The following is a 17,651-nucleotide window of genomic DNA, read 5'->3' as shown; positions in this document are numbered from 1 at the left end:
TGTGTATAAGAKACAGGAACTATAACAAGTGCATTTAAAKTTAAAAAACCAGATTTAACAGGTAACTCACAATGGGAGTTGGTTGATATAAATAATAATAAAGTTATTAAAGCAACGATTGAGGATGAAAAATTTATTAATGAAGTTCATGAAGGATATGTTTATATAAATTCTAAAACAATTATATTTGCTGAATTAGAAATAGAAACAACTTTAAATAAGTATAATGAAAGTGTTAAAAACGTATATAAGATAACAAAGGTGTTACACTTGAAAAATGATAGATATATGCAACTAAGAATATAAAATTTAGAGCCCCAGCGGCTCTTTTTATTTTACCAGAAGGGAGTGGGAGAGGTGAGAATAGGCGAAATTCTAAAGGATAAGCAGCCAGATGTTTATAGAAAATTAAATAAGCATAAAAAGAAGGAGAGGAAGCAGGGGCACCTCTCCTTTTATGATATTGAAAAGTTAATGCAGGAAGGCTGCCATGTGTATAAAAGAGGGCGTGGTGGGGCACTAAAACAGATAAAATAATTCGACAATAGCAGGAAACTCCCTTCTTATAGAGAATATTGGAAATAGGAAGGGGGTGTTTACATGAATAGCGAATTTGACAAAAATAAAGTAGATGAACTATTGAAAAAAGCTAATAATGAGCTAAGTTGGAGAGATAGAATGGATGCAGTAAATGAACTTAAAAATTATCATTGTAAGGAATCAGAAAGAGTTATAGTAAAATTAGCTTTACACGATCCGGTTTTTAAAGTTAAGCATGCAGCTTTTTTAGTAGCTCAATCATGGGGAGTTAAAATAGGAGGAGTTCCTATTAGATTAGGCAAAAAACCTAAAGGGAATTTAGTTAAAGATATACATAAAAAATTAGCAAAGGTTAGAGATTCACTTGGAGAAGAATTTACAATAGAACAATTTAAAGAAAAATTTAAAAGTATGTATCCTAAGGCCTATGATATTTATGAAGGTGACAAAGGTGATAAGCTAGATAAGTGGTTAGAAAATTGCATAAAATGTTTACCAAAAAAGAAATAGATATAGAGCTCCTAACCGAGCTCTTTTTTCATGCATAAAACGAGGTGATAATATGCCAATAGATGCAAAGGAAATATTTCAAATGGTAATAGAAAATCAAAATAAATTAAAAAGTTGCAGTAGGCATGATTTTAGTATAGATATTACAGCAGATAGAGCATTAGGTAAGCGATATAGATGTTCTAATTGTGGTGGAGAGGTAGATTCAATAGAAAAGTATTGGTATGAGAAGGGATTAGAGCATAGCTCTATGAGTTAGCGGGTCCTTCTGGGAAAATGAAAAGGTGCGGTGCTGCGGCGACCGCAGCCTTTTTTTAGGTATAAAAATTTTTTTAACAACTTCCTTCCAAAAGGTGATGTTATGGAGAAATATGTTACAGCAAAAAAATTAGCTCAAATACTTGGAATAACTGAGCGCAGAGTTAACCAACTTGTTAACGAAGAAAAGGTCTTACAAAGGGATGCAAATGGGAAGTTTGAGTTGCAAAAAAGTGTTCATGATTACTATAAATATAAGTTTTGTAAAGATGAAGAACTTGATTTAACAATCGAAAAGGCAAAACATGAAAGAGCTAAAAGAGAAATTGCCGAGATAGAACTTGCTAAATTAAAAAACAAAATGCACGATGCAGAAGACATAGAAAGAGTTTTAACTGGTATGCTAATAAATTTCAGAAATAGAATTCTTGCTATTCCTTCAAAAGTAGCACCAAAAATAATAGGACAAAAAAGTATTGCAGTAATAAATGAAATATTGCAGCAAGAATTGTATGATGCATTAAATGAGCTTTCTGAATATGATCCAGAAATGTTTTTAGAGGAGGGGGAGAAAATTGAAGAGGAAGACGTTGAACTTGTTCAAGAAAATATTGAAAGCAGTAGCTCCTCCACCGAGATTAAAGATAAGTGAATGGGCTGACAAAAATAGAAGATTATCATCAGAAACATCAGCAGAACCAGGGCCATGGAGAACAGATAGAGCACCTTATCAACGAGAAATTATGGATTCATTGAATGACTCTAAAATTGAAAAAGTTGTTGTAATGAGTAGTAGCCAGGTGGGAAAAAGTGAAATGATAAATAATATTATAGGCTACTACATTGATATAGATCCAGGGCCAATGCTTTTAATACAACCAACTTTGGAAATGGCTCAAGATTATTCTAAAAGAAGAATATCGACAATGATAAGGGATACAGAGTGTTTAAGAAATAAAGTTTCAGATTCAAAATCAAGAGATTTAAATAATACAATTCTAATGAAAGTATTCCCTGGTGGATTTTTAGCGATAGGGGGTGCAAATAGTCCTGCGGGATTAGCAAGTAGACCAGTTAGAATATTACTTGCTGATGAGGTTGATAGATATCCAATTAGTGCAGGAACTGAAGGCGATCCATTAATGCTTGCTGAGAAAAGAACAATAACATTTTGGAACAGAAAAAAAGTATTTGTGTCAACACCTACAATAAAGGGTGCTTCAAGAATTGAAATGGAATATGAACAAGGAACACAAGAAAAATGGTGTTTAAAATGTCCAAACTGCGGAGAATATCAGTTTATAAATCTATATGGAATAAAGTTTAATTATGATAAAGATGATAAAGGCAACTACAAAGTTTGGGATGTTAAGTTTCAATGTCCTAATTGCTTAGAAAGTTTTGATGAATTTACATGGAAAAATCAACCTGGGAAGTGGATAGCTTCAAACCCTGAAGCACAAGGGGTTAGGAGCTTTTTTTTAAATGCTTTTGTGTCTCCATGGTATTCTTGGGAGAATATAATTTTAGAATGGTTAAGAGTTAAGAATGATCCAGAACAATATAAAGTATTTAAAAATACAATACTTGGTGAAAGTTGGGAAGAAAAAGGAAATGTAGAAGATGAAGAAATGTTACTAAAACGTTGTGAAGAATATGAAGCAGAGCTGCCAGAAGGAGTTCTAATATTAACGGCCGGAGTCGACGTTCAAGACGATAGACTTGAATATGAAGTAGTAGGATGGGGAAAAGGATATGAAAGCTGGGGAATAGAATATGGAAAAATTTTAGGAAGCCCAGAAATGCCTTCAACATGGCAAATGCTTTTAGATAAACTAACCAAAAGTTATAGCTTTAAAGATGGCACAAGTTTGACAGTTGCATGCACATGTATTGACTCTGGAGGACATTTTACAAGTGAAGTTTATAAGTTCTGTAAAGAAAATGAATATAGAAGGATATTTGCAATAAAAGGTAAAGGTGGTCAAGGAATTAATTATATTTTTAAAGTTAGCAGAACAAGAAAAGAAAATGCAGCTTTGTTTACTATTGGTGTAGATAATGGTAAAGCTAAAATAATGTCAAGATTAAAAATAAAGGAACCTGGTCCAGGATATTGTCATTTCCCGAATGGAAGAGGGTATGATAGGACATATTTTAGAGGTTTGACATCAGAAAGAATAGTAAGAAAAAAAATAAATGGGCAAATAAAACTTGTTTGGGAAAAAATTAATGATACAAGAAATGAGCCTTTAGACGTGAGGAATTATGCAACTGCGGCAATTGAAATCTTAAATCCTACATTTGAGGAGATAGAAAAGAGATTAAAAGCCCTAAAAGAGGGAATTGAATATACAGAACAAAGACCAAAAAGAAAATATGGAGTAATTAAAAAGGGAATCGAGGTGTGAGATATGCAAAACGAAAGATTACAAAAACTAAAAGAAAGATTAAATATGTATTATGAAGCTGAAACAGCCGTATTAAGTGGACAAGAATATAGTATGGGTCCATATACATTAAAAAGAGCAGATTTAGGGCAAATTAGAAAAGCGATAAATGAATTAGAAAAAACAATAGCAGAGATAGAAAGTGGAGGGAAAAGAAAAACGTTTAGAATAATTCCAAGGGACTTGTGAAGGAGTGAGCTGAATGAACATTGTAGATAAAATTATTGAATATATAAGTCCTCAAACAGCATTAAAAAGAGAAAGAGCCAGAGCAGCCACACATATGATAAGAAATTTTATTAATTCAGGATATTCTGAAAGTGGAGCAAGTAGAAGAAAAAAATCATTAGCTGGCTGGAATGCAGTAAGTAAAAGTCCGTATGAGGATATAGATTTAAACTTAGATTTGTTAAGACAAAGATCAAGAGATCTTTATATGAGTGCCCCATTAGCAGTATCGGCATTAAAAACTAATAGAACTAATATAATTGGAGCAGGGTTAAAGCTTAAATCGAGGATTGATTTTGAATATTTAGGGTTAACTAAAGAAGAAGCAGACGAATGGGAAAGGAATGCAGAAAGAGAATTTGAAATATGGGCAAACTCAGTATTTTGTGATTCAACAAGATTAAATAATTTTTATGAACTTCAACAACTTGCACTATTGAGCTGGCTAATGAATGGGGATGCTTTTGCCCTGATTAAATATGATAAACCAACAAGTTATATGCCATACGGATTAAGGATACATCTGATTGAAGCGGATAGAGTTTCAACACCAGATAATGTTATAGTTAACCAAGGCATAGTTAAAGCTGCAAATGGAAATAAAATATTGAATGGGATTGAAATAGATAATAGTGGTGGTGTAGTTGCATATTATATTTGCAATCAATATCCCAACAGCACTTTATTAGAGTTTAAAAAGAAATGGACCAGAGTTGAAGCTTTTGGAGAAAGAACAGGAAATCCTAATATTCTTCATATAATGGAGTCAGAAAGATGTGAGCAATATAGAGGAGTTCCATATTTAGCACCTGTAATTGAAAGTTTAAAACAAATAACAAGATATGCAGAAGCTGAATTAACAGCAGCAGTAATTACAGGCTTTTTTACTGTATTTATAAAAACAGATAACAATACATCCGAAATTCCAATTACTTCGCCTATACCAGATGAAGAACAATTAGAATTAGATGAATCATCATACGAATTAGGAGCAGGAACAGTTAATGTTTTAAGACCTGGAGAAGATGTGGTGATTGCAGATCCAAAACGACCTTCCAGCAACTTTGATTCATTTGTAAATGCACTCGCAAAATATATTGGTGCTGCTCTTGAAATTCCTTACGAACTATTAACAAAGTCGTTTACAGCAAGTTATTCTGCATCGAGGGCAGCATTGCTTGAAGCATGGAAGGCGTTTAAGATGCGTAGAACATGGTTTGCAAATGATTTTTGCCAACCAATATATGAAATATGGCTTGCTGAGGCAGTAGCCAGGGGCAGAATATCTGCACCTGGATTTTTTAATGACATAGCAATAAGAAAAGCATGGTGTGGAACTGAATGGACAGGTCCATCTCCTGGACAAATAGACCCAGTTAAAGAAGTAGAAGCAGCAATCAAGAGAATAGAACAAGGACTTTCAACAAGAGAAAAAGAAACAACAGAGCTAACTGGCGGTGATTGGGACAAAAATATTATTCAAATTCAACGTGAGAATGAATTACTTAAAAGGGCAATGAAAGGAGATGAAAAAAGTGAATAAGTTTTGGCAATTTAAAAATACATCGGAAGATACAGCTGAGTTAATTCTGTATGGTCCCATAGCAGATTCAACATGGTGGGGAGATGAAGTAACTCCCAAGAATTTTGCCGAGGATTTAAAAAACTTAGGAGATATAAAAAACCTTGTAATAAGGATTAATTCAGTGGGTGGAGATGTGTTTGCTGCAAATGCTATTTATACCCTACTAAAAGACCATAAAGCTAATAAAACGGTAAAAATTGATGGAATTGCAGCATCAGCAGCAACGATTATTGCTATGGCAGGAGATACTATAGAGATTCCCGCAAATGGCATGATGATGATTCATAATCCAATGGTAGTTTTATTCGGAGCTTACAATGCAGAAGAACTTAATAAAATGCAAGATACTTTAGATTCTATAAAGAAAACAATAATTACTGCGTATAAGAATAAAACAGGTAAAAACGAAGAAGAATTATCAAAGCTTATGGATGAAGAAACTTGGATGACTGGTGAAGAAGCAGTTAAGGAAGGATTCGCTGACAAACTAATGTTTGAAAATGTAAATGCAGTGCTAAATGGCAATAAACTTTACATTAATAATATTGGCCATGACTTAACTGCATTTAGAAAAAAACCAAACTTTGTTCAACAGGCTCCAAAGCCTGATAATATAAATACTAATCAAAACCAAAAGGAGGATAAAGGGAAAATGGAGATTAAAACTGTAGCTGATCTTGAACAACATTTTAAAAACCTTGTTGAAGAGATAAGAAACAAGGCAAAAGAAGAAGAAAGAGAAAGGATTAAAGCAATTGATGAGATTGCTAAAAACATTGATCCTGAACTTGTTATGAAGGCAAAGTATGTTGAACCAATGAATGCAGAAAAGCTTGCTTTTGAAGCTATAAAAAATGATGCAGCAAAGGGTAGTAATTATTTAAATGACCTTGAAAAGGACATTAAAGATTCAAATGTTTTAGAGGTTGAAGCGAAAGTTGTAAAGGATAATTCACAGGATATTGTAAACAAAATTGTTGAAGGAGCAAATAAAAGGAGGGGTAAATAATGGCTGAAAATTTATATTCAAAAATAGAAGAGGTAAGGTCAGACAATTTAATTGCAGACTCAATTGTTCCTGTGCTTGTAAAAGGTATAACTCTTGAAAAGGGACAAGGTGTACTAAAGAGAGGAACTGTTCTTGGAATAGTTACAGCGACTGGACTTGCAAAAGTAGTTGATAGTTCTAAAACAGATGGAACTGAAAATGCAGATTGCATATTGGCTGATGATGTGGATACAGGCGATGGTTCAGCTACAACAGATTTCCCAGCACAAGCTTATATATCAGGATGTTTTAACAGAAACGCTCTAATTTTTGGTGGAACAGATACAGTAGAAAAGCATGAAACACGTTTAAGAGAACTTGGAATATTCTTAAAAGATAACATAGCTTATTAATTAAGGAGGTTAGATGTATGGCAGCAATAGTAAACTTATATGAAACAAGGACAATGATGCAGGCAATCGAAAAAATGATGCCTGTTAATACTTTTTTAAGGGACACGTTTTTCTCAGGTTATGAAACATTTATAACTGAAAACATTGATGTAGACTTTAAAAAAGGTAAAAGAAAAATGGCACCATTTGTGGCACCAAGAGTTGGTGGTGTAGTAATGGACAGACAAGGTTTTGAAACAAAAACAATAAAGGTGCCTAAAATTGCTCCAGAAAGATTATTAACAGTTGATGATACTTTAAAAAGAAGCATGGGAGAATCAATCTATAGTGCAAAAACGCCAGAGGAGAGAGCAGCTGAACTTTTAGGCAAAGATCTTGCTGAACTTGATGAATATATAACAAGAAGAGAAGAGTGGATGTGCAGAGAGCTTCTATTTGAAGGAAAAATTGTGATGAAATCATTAACTGATAGAGTTGGTAGCAATTATATAGAACAGGTTGTAGATTACAATTTTACAAATAAAGAAGTTCTTACAGCAGATGATAAATGGGATACAGACACAGCAGATATATTAGGAGATTTAAGAAGATGGAGACTTTCTATAATTCAAAAAACAGGCAGAGCACCAGAGTTGTTAATTTTAGCCTCTGATGTTGTAGATATTTTTGTAAAGAATCCAGCTATACAGAAGATTTTTAATACATTAAATTATAATTTTGGTATCATTGAACCTTCCATAAAATCACCAGCTGTAACTTTTATAGGCAAACTACCTTCATTAGGACTTGAAATATACAGCTATGATGAATGGTTTGTTGATGATGATGGAACTGAAAAACCAATGTTTAAAGAAAAACATATTATTATGGCACCAAGAAATATAGGAAAGAGATTATATGGTTCTATTACACAAATGGAAAATGGCAAATTTGTAACATACGAAGGAACAAGAGTTCCAAAAGTTTGGGCAGATGAGGAAAACGAAATACAAAAGATAAGAGTTGCATCAAGACCAATAATCGCTCCTGAAGATGTTGATAGTTGGTATGTAGCACAAGTTTATTAAAAGTAGGTGAGAAAATGGCGATTAAGGTTATTAAAGCAAATATTAGAGTAAAAGGAGTTAATTATAAACCAAATGATATAATAGAGGCGGGCTTGCTATCAAAAGATGAGGAAGCCCGCCTTGTCTTTGAAGGATATGCTCAATATGTTGACGATATAGGTCAAAATAAAATAGAGGAAAAAGGAACTGTTTCAACTCAAAATAATAGTATAAATATAGATTTTAACCCAGACGAGGTTATTAAACCTAAAAAGGGGCGTAAATAATGATAAATTTCAAAGAAGATCTTAAAAGAGATTTAAATGTATTTTTTAACATAAAAGAGTTTGCACAAGAGCACGAAATTGATGGTAAAACAGTAATAGTTGTTGTGAATGATGATGTTTTAAAAGGTTTTAATACAATATCCCAATACAATGATTATACAGAAGGAGTTTTTTTAGCAAGTAAAACTATATATGCTAAAAAAGAAGATTTTAATAAAAAGCCTATAAAAGGTCAAAGATTAAGGTTAGATAATAAATATTATTATGTTGAGCTTGTAAAAGAACTTGGAGAAATATACGAAATTACGTTGGTGGCGAATGAGTCATGATTCAAATATATAAAGAACAACGAGAAAATATTGAAGCAAGGCTGTTAGGGATCAAGAATGGTTCAACAAGAGTAATAAAAAATGCTTTAAACAAGGCAGTAGAAATAGCAAGGGATGATATAGTAAAAAAGGTGCAAGAAACATATACAGTTAAGCCCAAAAGTGCTATAACAAAGACGATTGAAATAAGAAAAGCAAACAATAAAGATTTAACTGCCAGCATAACATCAAGGGGAACTGCGGTTCCTCTTATAAATTTTAATGTAAGACCTTCAAAACCGCAGTATAAAAGGAAGAATCGTTCTATTTTATATGCTGAAGTAAAAAGAGGAGAAGGCGGGATAATAAAAAGAGCATTTGTTACAAGAGGAAGAAAAACAGGGAATTTAGGAGTTTTTGAAAGAGTTGGAACTTCAAGATATCCTATATACCAAAAGTATGGACCTTCTATTCCAACAATGGTTGGAGCAAGGAATATAAGATTACATGTTGAAACAAATGCAAGAAAAATATTAAATCAGCTTATTGAAGAAGAGATTGAAAAGTTAATAGAAGGTAAATAGAGTACTTACTAAAGGGTAGGTGCTTTTTATATCTACTTTTAATATAAAAAGCGTAGGTGGTCTTATGGTTGCGATTGAGCTTCTTAACGAATTAAAGAAATTTATCGAGAATGTAGTAGAAGAATATGTGCTTGAAACAAATAATAGAGAAACAAAAAAAGAGCCTCAAGTTGTTGTAGGTTATCTGCCAGCAAAGGGTGAAAGTGATATACCAGATTATCCTTATGTAATAATAAGGGTTATAAATGGAGTGGATGATCAAACGTCCGAGATAAAAATAAATTTAATTATTGGAACATATAGTGACGATCATGAAGGCTGGCAAGATACTTTGAACATTATACAAAGAATAAGGCACAGATTACTCGAACAAAGAACTTTAGCGAAGAAATTTAAATTAGAACTACCGCTTGAATGGGAGTTATTTGAAGAACAAGCTTTACCAGAATGGAACGGATTAATTAAAACTATATGGACCATTCCTCAACCACAAGAAATTATTGAAAAGGAGAGTGAATATTTTGGCAGGTAAGATTAAAACAAATGAAATTCAAACTGGCAAAAGTTCTGAAATAAAAGATAAAATAAGATATATTTATTGTGGACCAAACCTAACCAATAAAGGGCTTATTCAAAACACAATTTTTATAGGTTATCCAGAACATTTAAATGATCTTTTTGAAAAATGCCCATCAATAAAAGGCCTTATTGTGCCAGTTAATGAGTTATCTAAAGTGATGCAGAACATAAGTAAAACTGGAACATATGAAAATTTGATGTATAAAGAAGTTTTAAAATTTATCAGTGAGGTGAGATAATGTATAAACATGGTGTTTATTTTAGTGAAATTCCTACTTCAATTGTTCCGCCAAGTAGGACAAGTGCAGGTCTTCCTGTCGTTGTTGGAACAGCACCAATTAACTTAGCAACAAATGGATATAAAGTGAATGAACCTGTATTATGCTATACGTATGATGAAGCAGTTGCAAATTTTGGCTTTGTAAAAGATTATGAGAATTATACATTGTGTGAGTTTATAAGGTCACACTTTGCATTGTATTCAGTTGCACCAGTTGTTTTAATAAATGTTTTAGACCCATCGATACACAAGACAGACGTTACAAGTGAATCATTAAGTTTAACAGAAGATACCGGTCTTATAAATGCAACAGGAATTTTAAAAGAAACAGTTGTAGTTAAATCAAATGATGAAGCAACAACATATCAAGAAGGGATAGATTATACACTCGCATTTAATGATGATGGTAAGCTTGTTTTAACAAGAAAAAAAGATGGAACAATACCTCAAGACACAATTACATTAAAAGTATCATATACAAAATTAGACCCATCAAAAGTGACATCGAACGATATCATCGGTGGAATTGATATAACTACAGGAAAGGCAAAAGGTTTTGAATTAGTAAATCAGGTATTCCCTAAATATGGCTTAGTTCCTGGTCTCTTATTAGCTCCATATTGGTCAACAAAACCAGAAGTTGCGGCTGTAATGGATGCAAAAGCTCAAAATATAAATGGACACTTTAAGGCATTAGCATTGGTTGATATACCAACAGATGTTGTAAAAAAATATAGTGATGTTCCAGCTTGGAAAAATTCTAATAATTATACAAGTAAATATCAAGTTTCATGTTGGCCAATGATTAAATTAGGCGATGAAATATTCCACTTATCTACGCATATTGCAGGTGTTATATGTGGAACTGATGCAAATAACGAAGATATACCATATATGTCGCCATCAAACCACAATTTAAAAGCAAGTGCAGCTGTGTTAAAAGATGGAGAAGAGATATTCTTAGGTCCTGATCAGGCGGCTTATTTAAACGGCGAGGGCATAGTAACAGCTATAAATATTGCTGGTGGTTGGAAAGTATGGGGTAATAGAACTGGATGTTATCCAACTATAACTGATCCAAAAGATTCATTTATTCCATTAAGGAGAATGACGAATTGGATAGGTAATGTTTTAACACTAACATTCTGGCAAAAGATAGATTATCCAATAAACAGAAGATTGATAGAAACAATTGTGGATAGTGCAAATATTTGGTTCAATGGATTAGTTGCAAGACAATTTATATTAGGTGGCAAAGTGGTATTACTAAAAGAGGAAAATCCTGAAACAGACCTTATGGATGGAATAATTAAATTCCATGTATATTTTGCTTCACCGAGCCCTGCAAGAGAAATTGACTTTATTCTTGAATATGATGTTAAGTATCTCGAAAATTTATTTGCTTAAGGAGTGATATAAATGAATCAAGTTCCTGAGAAATTGATAAATTTTAGAGTTTATGAAGATGGAACAGATCTTGTAGGAACAGCTGATATAGAGCTTCCTGAATTAGAATATATGACTGATAAAATAAAAGGGGCAGGAATTGCTGGAGAAGTTGATAGTCCTGTATTGGGACATTTTGGGAGCATGACAGTAAAAATAAATTGGAGAACATTATCAAAACCACTTATAACATTAGCAACTCCTAAAGCTCATAATCTTGATTTTAGGGGCGCAATTCAAATATATGATGCAGGAGCTGGACAATACAAAGTAACACCAGTTAAAGTTACTGCAAAATGCACTCCTAAAAAAACAGCATTAGGCAAATTTGACGTAGGTTCATCTACAGACTCATCGAGTGAACTTGAAGCTTTATATTTAAAAGTTGATATAGATGGTAGGACAGTTGCAGAAATAGATAAACTAAACTATATATGCATTATAGATGGAGTCGATTATTTGAAAGATATAAGAACAGCACTCGGAATAGAATAAAAAATAAAAATGAGGTCAGGCTTTCTGACCTCATTCGCTTTTTTTAATAAAAAGAGTAATTATATTGTTATAAATATGATATATAGCGCATATTAGGAATGAAATGAAGAATACAGGGTAAAACAATTTTTCTGAAATTACATATGAAAAAATAGCAATTAAACCTGCTTGTAAAGCAGCAAAAATTAAGTAGAGCAAAACTTCAAAACCTAAGACAACAAAAACTATTGAATATTTGAAGAGTTTTATTAGCATAATCTCACCTCTAATAATATTGTATGATATTTTGAAAAATTTAACAACAAAGGAGATGGTTACAATGAAAAAAATATTATTATCTAAGCCTGTAAAATTAGGGGATACCGAGGTCAAGGAATTAGAGATTGATTTAAATTCTCTAACAGGTATCGATGTAATTGAGGCTGAAAATGAAATCAGAGCTATAGGGAAAGTGCCATTAGTTCATGAAATGGATAAAGCATATCTAGCAGCTATTGCTGCAAGAGCAATAAAACCAAAACAAACGCTTGACTTTTTATTAAAACTACCATTAAAGGACTTTACAGTTATTACAGCTCAGGTTCAAAATTTTTTACTGGATATAGAAGTGTAAGAGAATTTAAAAAAGATTTGATGAAAGTCATGCTGATTTTTTCAATGAAGACGTCAACATCTTTAGAGTTTTGGTTATCTCGTCCTTTGCTAGAATTATCTGAATGGATGGATGAGTTCTCGAACTTAGATAAGGGATGATAAGTATGAAGATATTTGAAACGGTATATAAATTGTCTGGGAAATTGGATTCGACATTTCCTGCTATATTTGGTTCTGCTTCTAAAAACATTGAAAAACTAAATAAGAGAATAACCGAACTAAACAAGGTAAATAAAAATGCAGAAGGATATGTAAATTTAAAGAAGGAAATAAAAGAAATTGAAGATAGTTATAAATTAGCACAAAGCCAAGTTGATAAGTTTGCAGCAGAATTAAAAGAATCTGAAAATATAGTAAAGTCACTTAAAACACAATATGATTCAGCAACAAATAATTTAAAAAAGTTAGAAGAACAAATATCTAAAACAGAAAATCCCTCAAATGAACTTAAAGAGGAATTTAAACAGGCAAAAGAACAAGTAAAAACACTTGCAAAAGAGTTAAAACAAGCAGAACGACCTTTAAAGGAAATACAAAATAATTTTGAAAAAGCAAAAGATAAAGCTTCAAAATTAAAAGAGAAAATAGAGCAAAAGAATGCAAAACTTGCTCAATTAAGAGATTTATTAAAAAGTGCAGGCATATCAACGATAAATTTTGCAAATGATACAGCAAAATTAAATAAAGAATTGGATAGAGCGACTAAAACTCAAAAAAGGTTAATTGAATATCAAAAAAGAGCTAAAGAATTAAAAAATAAAAGGCAAAATGCACGTTCTGAGATGTTATCTGCAATAGAAACAGCTATGATATTGCAGCAACCAATAAGACAAGCAATAAAGTTTGAAAATGCAATGGCTGAAGTAAGAAAAGTTGTAGATTTTGATACACCCGAGCAATTTAAACAGATGGGAAAAGATATAGTTGAATTATCAAAGAAAATTCCAATGACTGTAGAAGGACTCGCAGCAATCGTAGCAGCAGGAGGTCAAGCTGGAATTGCAAGAGATGAGCTTGTAAAATATGCAGAAACTGCTGCAAAAATGGGAGTCGCTTTTGATATAACAGCAGAAGAAGCAGGAGAAATGATGGCACAATGGCGCTCAGCATTTAGAATGAATCAAAAAGAAGTAGAAAGATTAGCAGATCAGATTAATTATTTAGGCAATACAACAGCGGCATCAGCACCTAAAATTTCTGAAGTTGTAAAAAGAATAGGACCACTTGGTAGTGTAGGAGGTGCAGCAGCTGGTGAAATTGCAGCACTCGGTGCTACAATGGTTTCAACTGGTATTAGTGAAGAGATTGCTGCAACTGGAATAAAAAATCTAATTTTAAGTCTTACAGCTGGTGAAGCAGCAACAAAATCTCAACAAGCTGCATTTAAAGCTCTAGGGCTTAATGCAGTAATAATGGCAAAACTGATGCAAAAAGATGCACAAGGAGCTATTTTAACTGTTTTAAATGCACTGCAAAAACTTCCTAAACACAAACAAGCTGCTGTATTAACAGATTTGTTCGGAAAAGAAAGTGTAGGAGCTATAGCACCATTGCTCACTAATCTTAATTCACTTAAAGACAACTTTTATAAAGTTGGAAACAGCGCTTTATTTGCAGGAAGCATGCAAAAAGAATTTGAGACAAAATCAGATACAACAGAAAATAAATTAATTTTACTGAAAAATACATTAGACTCACTTTCAAATTCAATAGGATTAATACTTTTACCGCCACTAAAATCAATGGCTGATATTACCTCAAAAGGTGCAAACATTATTCAAAACTTAAGCGATAAATATCCTGGGTTAACAAGAGTAATAACTCTTGCAGGAGCTTCAGTTTTAGGGTTTGGAGTTGCCTGGAAAACACTTGCATATTTAGGCACAATAATCACAACACCCTTTTTGCAAATAAATTCATTGTTAATAAAATATGGATTAATATCACAAGAGGTTACATGGGCAACGAGAGCTCAGATAGCAGCTCAAAAATTATTAAATCTTGTTATGTCAGCAAATCCTATTGTAAGAGTTATAATGCTTCTTACAGCACTTGGAGCAGCACTTGTTGTTCTTTATAAAAAGAACGAAAGATTTAGAAATATTGTTAATAGCGTAGGGCAAACGTTAAGGAATATAGCAGAAATTGGAATAAATTATTTCATTGGTAGGATTAATAGTTTGATTTCGTTGCTAAATAAAATTAAGATACCTAATTGGGTCCCATTGATAGGGGGCAAAGGGTTCAATATAAAACAAATAGCAAGAGTAGAATTTGATGATAAGAAAATAGGTAAAAATGCAACAGGAACAAATAATTGGCGTGGTGGTTGGACATTAGTCGGTGAAAGAGGTCCAGAATTAGTTAAATTACCAAGAGGTTCAATGATATATAATGCAACTAAAACTCAAAAAATATTGCAATTAAAGGAACAAGCTATGAATTCAAATAGAGGTTTCAGAACGATAAAAAGTTCTATAAGCAATGTAAAAAACACAATTAGTAGTAACGACTTAAATAACATTATTATTAATTTTAATCAAGAATTCAATTTTAATGGTAGTGATAGCATTAACGTAAATGAAATTAAAACTATTGTCCAGAAGACAACACAAGAAGCAATTATGAGTTTAAATTTAAAGGATATGCTAAGAAAAATAAAAAATGATGAAAGGAGACTTGCATTTGCAGACTAATGAATATGTGGATATTTATACTACTGTTAGTGGGGATACTTGGGATATGATTTCCTACAAAGTTTATGGTGATGAAAATTATGTAAAAGAATTAATGGAAGCTAATCCTTCATATATGTCTATTACTATTTTTCCATCAGGTATAGATATAATTATCCCAGATATTGAAATTAAAGATACATCTGCACAATTACCATGGAAGGAAGAATGACCATGAGTAGGCAAGCAAGATTATATATAGAATATGAGGGAGAGGATATATCAGCTGATATCTCCTCTTCTATTTTAAGTTTTTCATATACAGATAATGCAAGCGGGAAAGCAGATGAGATTCAATTAAGATTAGAAGATGTAAAAGGATTATGGAAAGGTTTACTGTATCCGAAAAAAGGTTCAGCAATTAAGGCTTCAATAATAGCAGATAATTGGGATACAACTGGATATTCAGAATCATTACCATGTGGTTTGTTTGAAATCGATGAAATACAGCTTTTAGGTCCTCCAGACACAGTAGAGATAAAAGCGGTATCAATACCAATTTCATCTAATTTAAGAGGAGAGAAAAAAACAAGAGCTTGGGAAACAATTAGATTATCAAAAATTGCGAGTGAGATTGCTGCAAAATCAGGCCTTAAACTTATTTTTGACTGCGACGAAGATCCTATGTATGATCGAGTAGAACAAGTTAAACAAAATGATTTAGAATTGCTTTTTAAACTATGTACTGATGCAGGATTAGCGATTAAAGTTGCAAATAAAAAACTTATTATTTTTGATGAAGAAAAATATGAAGCAAAAAATGCAGTTAGAAAAATAATTAAAGGTGAAGCAGATTTATTAAGTTATAGCTTTTCAACAAGTAGTAGAGATGTTTATAAAAGTGCAGAAATAAATTATCACGACCCTGAAACAGGTGAAAAAATTAAAGCAAGTTTTACACCTAAAAATAGTCCTAAAGTAGGACAAACATTAAAAATAAATGAATCAAGCAATTTTGCAAAAATAAAAAAATCACCTAAAGGAGCTAAGGCAACGTTAGCTATAAAAAAGGCTAAAAAACGTTTAAGAGAAAAAAATAAAAACGAATTTAAAGTTAATTTGAGGTTAGTAGGAGATATAAAACTTTGTGCAGGTTCAGTTGTAGAAATAGAAGGTTTTGGGATATTTGATGGTAAATATTTTATTGAAACAGCTGTTCACAATCTTGATAGCAGCGGATACATAACAGAAATAGAGGTAAGGAAAACTCTGGAGGGATATTGATGATATTTAATGATGCAAATTTTGATTTTATTTTACAGAATTTAATTAGAGTTGGAATAGTATCTTCTATAAATGAAAAAGATGCAACAGCAAGAGTAATTTTTGAGGAAAACTCGATATCTTATGACCTTCCAATGTTACAGCATAATACTTTAAAAAATAAAGATTATATACTTCCTGATGTTGGAGAACAGGTTGTGTGCATATTCCTCCCTAACTCTTTACATCATGGTTTTATATTAGGATCAATATATTCCAGCAAAGATAAACCTGCAATCAAAAATAAAAACAAAAGAAACATAAAATTTAGCGATGGAACAGAGGTTGAATATGATAGGGAAAATCATATTTTAAAAATAGATTGCAAAGGCAAAGTTATAATACAAAGCGCAACTGAGGTAACAATAAATGGCAACTTAATAGTTAATGGCGATATTTTAGTTAGTGGCAATATACAAAATATTTAAGAGGATGTGTTAATATGATAGGTTTGTTAGGAACAGTTGTATTTGAAGTTTCTTCAGACTATGTAAAAACATTTGATGATTTTTCAAGAGAAACTCATGCAAGATATGCTAAACATGATGTTCTCGGAGTAAAACCAATTAAGCAGTTTTTAGGGCCTGATCTTGATAAAATAAAGTTTAAAATAAAATTATCGGCCGCCTTCGGTGTAAATCCAGCACAAGAAATAAAAACTTTAAGAAGTTACATGACAAAAGGTGAGGCAGTAACTTTAGTTGTAGGTAATAAAAGTTTGGGTAAATACACAATAGAATCGATTAATGAAGCATGGACAGTAATTGATAATAAAGGAAACATAGTAACAGCAGAAATAGATATTGAATTAGAGGAATACATTACTACAATACCCAAAATCATTAGAAAAATTCAAAAGAAAAATACGAAAGTTAATATTACTAAAAAAGTTAATGCTACTAAAAAAGTAAAAAAGAAAAACGTAGTTAAAAAATCTAAAAAAGTTGTATCTAAACCTAAAGTAACTAGAATGGCAATTTTTACGCCTATTTAGGGGTGATT

The 17,651-nt window shown here is 32.0% G+C and carries 25 protein-coding genes; 24 read left to right on the top strand and 1 reads right to left on the bottom strand.

The features are described from left to right. Positions 1-78: 78 nt before the first annotated feature. The 18 genes from Q3V94_RS09515 (at position 79) to Q3V94_RS09430 (ending at position 11,997) form a co-directional block, all read left to right on the top strand. Complete coding sequence (locus Q3V94_RS09515) at positions 79-306, top strand: hypothetical protein (RefSeq protein WP_303527171.1); 228 nt, start codon at positions 79-81, stop codon at positions 304-306. 51 nt (positions 307-357) lie between these two features. Beyond that, positions 358-537 (top strand): hypothetical protein, encoded by a 180-nt coding sequence (locus Q3V94_RS09510; protein WP_303527169.1) that lies wholly within the window; start codon positions 358-360, stop codon positions 535-537. 63 nt (positions 538-600) lie between these two features. Then, a complete protein-coding gene (locus tag Q3V94_RS09505) occupies positions 601-1,050 on the top strand; it encodes a HEAT repeat domain-containing protein (RefSeq protein WP_303527168.1) in 450 nt (149 codons plus the stop codon). Between the two features lie 52 nt (positions 1,051-1,102). Further along, a complete protein-coding gene (locus Q3V94_RS09500) occupies positions 1,103-1,309 on the top strand; it encodes a hypothetical protein (protein ID WP_303527167.1) in 207 nt (68 codons plus the stop codon). Positions 1,310-1,411: 102 nt separating this feature from the next. Beyond that, positions 1,412-1,960 (top strand): DNA-packaging protein, encoded by a 549-nt coding sequence (locus Q3V94_RS09495; protein WP_303527166.1) that lies wholly within the window; start codon positions 1,412-1,414, stop codon positions 1,958-1,960. Further along, positions 1,884-3,719 (top strand): phage terminase large subunit family protein, encoded by a 1,836-nt coding sequence (locus Q3V94_RS09490; RefSeq protein ID WP_303527163.1) that lies wholly within the window; start codon positions 1,884-1,886, stop codon positions 3,717-3,719. The genes Q3V94_RS09495 and Q3V94_RS09490 overlap by 77 nt, the downstream gene beginning before the upstream one ends. Positions 3,720-3,722: 3 nt before the next feature. Then, positions 3,723-3,947: a DUF6148 family protein gene (locus tag Q3V94_RS09485; RefSeq protein ID WP_008908156.1), complete on the top strand. Its 225-nt coding sequence runs from the start codon at positions 3,723-3,725 to the stop codon at positions 3,945-3,947. A gap of 13 nt (positions 3,948-3,960) precedes the next feature. Continuing rightward, positions 3,961-5,529 (top strand): phage portal protein, encoded by a 1,569-nt coding sequence (locus Q3V94_RS09480; RefSeq protein ID WP_303527160.1) that lies wholly within the window; start codon positions 3,961-3,963, stop codon positions 5,527-5,529. After that, complete coding sequence (locus Q3V94_RS09475) at positions 5,522-6,580, top strand: head maturation protease, ClpP-related (RefSeq protein ID WP_303527157.1); 1,059 nt, start codon at positions 5,522-5,524, stop codon at positions 6,578-6,580. The genes Q3V94_RS09480 and Q3V94_RS09475 overlap by 8 nt, the downstream gene beginning before the upstream one ends. Next, positions 6,580-6,972 carry a head decoration protein gene (locus tag Q3V94_RS09470; protein ID WP_303527156.1) on the top strand — a complete coding sequence of 131 codons (393 nt, stop codon included), beginning with the start codon at positions 6,580-6,582 and terminating at the stop codon, positions 6,970-6,972. Before Q3V94_RS09475 ends, Q3V94_RS09470 begins: the two co-directional genes overlap by 1 nt. Positions 6,973-6,989: 17 nt before the next feature. Continuing rightward, positions 6,990-8,039 carry a major capsid protein gene (locus tag Q3V94_RS09465; protein ID WP_303527153.1) on the top strand — a complete coding sequence of 350 codons (1,050 nt, stop codon included), beginning with the start codon at positions 6,990-6,992 and terminating at the stop codon, positions 8,037-8,039. A gap of 14 nt (positions 8,040-8,053) precedes the next feature. Beyond that, the gene (locus Q3V94_RS09460; protein WP_303527151.1) at positions 8,054-8,305 is read left to right on the top strand and encodes a hypothetical protein; all 252 of its coding nucleotides are present in this window, start codon (positions 8,054-8,056) and stop codon (positions 8,303-8,305) included. Then, a complete protein-coding gene (locus Q3V94_RS09455; protein ID WP_303527149.1) occupies positions 8,305-8,634 on the top strand; it encodes a hypothetical protein in 330 nt (109 codons plus the stop codon). The genes Q3V94_RS09460 and Q3V94_RS09455 overlap by 1 nt, the downstream gene beginning before the upstream one ends. Beyond that, a complete protein-coding gene (locus Q3V94_RS09450; protein WP_303527148.1) occupies positions 8,631-9,197 on the top strand; it encodes a phage tail protein in 567 nt (188 codons plus the stop codon). Before Q3V94_RS09455 ends, Q3V94_RS09450 begins: the two co-directional genes overlap by 4 nt. Positions 9,198-9,261: 64 nt before the next feature. Then, positions 9,262-9,729 (top strand): hypothetical protein, encoded by a 468-nt coding sequence (locus Q3V94_RS09445; protein WP_303527147.1) that lies wholly within the window; start codon positions 9,262-9,264, stop codon positions 9,727-9,729. Next, on the top strand, positions 9,719-10,015 hold the full coding sequence (locus Q3V94_RS09440) for a hypothetical protein (protein ID WP_008908165.1): 297 nt from the start codon (positions 9,719-9,721) through the stop codon (positions 10,013-10,015). Before Q3V94_RS09445 ends, Q3V94_RS09440 begins: the two co-directional genes overlap by 11 nt. Further along, positions 10,015-11,463, top strand: a complete 1,449-nt coding sequence (locus Q3V94_RS09435; protein ID WP_303527146.1) for a phage tail sheath family protein — start codon at positions 10,015-10,017, stop codon at positions 11,461-11,463. The genes Q3V94_RS09440 and Q3V94_RS09435 overlap by 1 nt, the downstream gene beginning before the upstream one ends. A 12-nt stretch (positions 11,464-11,475) precedes the next feature. Continuing rightward, entirely contained in the window at positions 11,476-11,997 is a 522-nt protein-coding gene (locus Q3V94_RS09430; RefSeq protein WP_008908167.1) for a phage major tail tube protein, read from the top strand. 30 nt (positions 11,998-12,027) lie between these two features. Here the strand turns inward: Q3V94_RS09430 and Q3V94_RS09425 are convergent, their stop codons facing one another. Next, positions 12,028-12,252, bottom strand: coding sequence for a hypothetical protein (locus Q3V94_RS09425; protein ID WP_303527144.1), 225 nt, complete (start codon positions 12,250-12,252; stop codon positions 12,028-12,030). Positions 12,253-12,316: 64 nt separating this feature from the next. On the opposite strand from Q3V94_RS09425, the gene Q3V94_RS09420 reads away from it, so the two are divergent. The 6 genes from Q3V94_RS09420 to Q3V94_RS09395 all read left to right on the top strand — a co-directional run bounded on the left by Q3V94_RS09420 (position 12,317) and on the right by Q3V94_RS09395 (position 17,643). Next, entirely contained in the window at positions 12,317-12,610 is a 294-nt protein-coding gene (locus Q3V94_RS09420; protein WP_303527141.1) for a phage tail assembly protein, read from the top strand. Positions 12,611-12,755: 145 nt separating this feature from the next. Beyond that, positions 12,756-15,347, top strand: a complete 2,592-nt coding sequence (locus Q3V94_RS09415; protein ID WP_303527139.1) for a phage tail tape measure protein — start codon at positions 12,756-12,758, stop codon at positions 15,345-15,347. Further along, entirely contained in the window at positions 15,337-15,558 is a 222-nt protein-coding gene (locus Q3V94_RS09410; RefSeq protein ID WP_303527137.1) for a tail protein X, read from the top strand. Before Q3V94_RS09415 ends, Q3V94_RS09410 begins: the two co-directional genes overlap by 11 nt. After that, the gene (locus Q3V94_RS09405; protein ID WP_303527135.1) at positions 15,543-16,610 is read left to right on the top strand and encodes a phage late control D family protein; all 1,068 of its coding nucleotides are present in this window, start codon (positions 15,543-15,545) and stop codon (positions 16,608-16,610) included. Before Q3V94_RS09410 ends, Q3V94_RS09405 begins: the two co-directional genes overlap by 16 nt. Then, positions 16,610-17,077, top strand: a complete 468-nt coding sequence (locus Q3V94_RS09400) for a phage baseplate assembly protein V (protein ID WP_008908172.1) — start codon at positions 16,610-16,612, stop codon at positions 17,075-17,077. Before Q3V94_RS09405 ends, Q3V94_RS09400 begins: the two co-directional genes overlap by 1 nt. Before the next feature lie 14 nt (positions 17,078-17,091). Then, positions 17,092-17,643, top strand: a complete 552-nt coding sequence (locus Q3V94_RS09395; RefSeq protein ID WP_008908173.1) for a phage tail protein — start codon at positions 17,092-17,094, stop codon at positions 17,641-17,643. Positions 17,644-17,651: the final 8 nt, after the last annotated feature.

Origin of the sequence: Caloramator sp. CAR-1 (genome assembly GCF_030546345.1) — a bacterium.
Lineage (GTDB): Bacteria > Bacillota > Clostridia > Clostridiales > Caloramatoraceae > Caloramator > Caloramator australicus.
This window is presented reverse-complemented; position numbering and strand designations above follow the sequence as displayed.

What these genes read in the sequence shown, in the direction of transcription:
- Q3V94_RS09505 (WP_303527168.1), top strand. Translation starts at nt 601, where the DNA reads ATGAATAGCGAATTTGACAAAAATAAAGTAGATGAACTATTGAAAAAA.
- Q3V94_RS09500 (WP_303527167.1), top strand. Translation starts at nt 1,103, where the DNA reads ATGCCAATAGATGCAAAGGAAATATTTCAAATGGTAATAGAAAATCAA.
- Q3V94_RS09495 (WP_303527166.1), top strand. Translation starts at nt 1,412, where the DNA reads ATGGAGAAATATGTTACAGCAAAAAAATTAGCTCAAATACTTGGAATA.
- Q3V94_RS09485 (WP_008908156.1), top strand. Translation starts at nt 3,723, where the DNA reads ATGCAAAACGAAAGATTACAAAAACTAAAAGAAAGATTAAATATGTAT.
- Q3V94_RS09480 (WP_303527160.1), top strand. Translation starts at nt 3,961, where the DNA reads ATGAACATTGTAGATAAAATTATTGAATATATAAGTCCTCAAACAGCA.
- Q3V94_RS09470 (WP_303527156.1), top strand. Translation starts at nt 6,580, where the DNA reads ATGGCTGAAAATTTATATTCAAAAATAGAAGAGGTAAGGTCAGACAAT.
- Q3V94_RS09465 (WP_303527153.1), top strand. Translation starts at nt 6,990, where the DNA reads ATGGCAGCAATAGTAAACTTATATGAAACAAGGACAATGATGCAGGCA.
- Q3V94_RS09460 (WP_303527151.1), top strand. Translation starts at nt 8,054, where the DNA reads ATGGCGATTAAGGTTATTAAAGCAAATATTAGAGTAAAAGGAGTTAAT.
- Q3V94_RS09455 (WP_303527149.1), top strand. Translation starts at nt 8,305, where the DNA reads ATGATAAATTTCAAAGAAGATCTTAAAAGAGATTTAAATGTATTTTTT.
- Q3V94_RS09450 (WP_303527148.1), top strand. Translation starts at nt 8,631, where the DNA reads ATGATTCAAATATATAAAGAACAACGAGAAAATATTGAAGCAAGGCTG.
- Q3V94_RS09445 (WP_303527147.1), top strand. Translation starts at nt 9,262, where the DNA reads ATGGTTGCGATTGAGCTTCTTAACGAATTAAAGAAATTTATCGAGAAT.
- Q3V94_RS09435 (WP_303527146.1), top strand. Translation starts at nt 10,015, where the DNA reads ATGTATAAACATGGTGTTTATTTTAGTGAAATTCCTACTTCAATTGTT.
- Q3V94_RS09430 (WP_008908167.1), top strand. Translation starts at nt 11,476, where the DNA reads ATGAATCAAGTTCCTGAGAAATTGATAAATTTTAGAGTTTATGAAGAT.
- Q3V94_RS09425 (WP_303527144.1), bottom strand. Translation starts at nt 12,252, where the DNA reads ATGCTAATAAAACTCTTCAAATATTCAATAGTTTTTGTTGTCTTAGGT.
- Q3V94_RS09420 (WP_303527141.1), top strand. Translation starts at nt 12,317, where the DNA reads ATGAAAAAAATATTATTATCTAAGCCTGTAAAATTAGGGGATACCGAG.
- Q3V94_RS09415 (WP_303527139.1), top strand. Translation starts at nt 12,756, where the DNA reads ATGAAGATATTTGAAACGGTATATAAATTGTCTGGGAAATTGGATTCG.
- Q3V94_RS09405 (WP_303527135.1), top strand. Translation starts at nt 15,543, where the DNA reads ATGGAAGGAAGAATGACCATGAGTAGGCAAGCAAGATTATATATAGAA.
- Q3V94_RS09400 (WP_008908172.1), top strand. Translation starts at nt 16,610, where the DNA reads ATGATATTTAATGATGCAAATTTTGATTTTATTTTACAGAATTTAATT.
- Q3V94_RS09395 (WP_008908173.1), top strand. Translation starts at nt 17,092, where the DNA reads ATGATAGGTTTGTTAGGAACAGTTGTATTTGAAGTTTCTTCAGACTAT.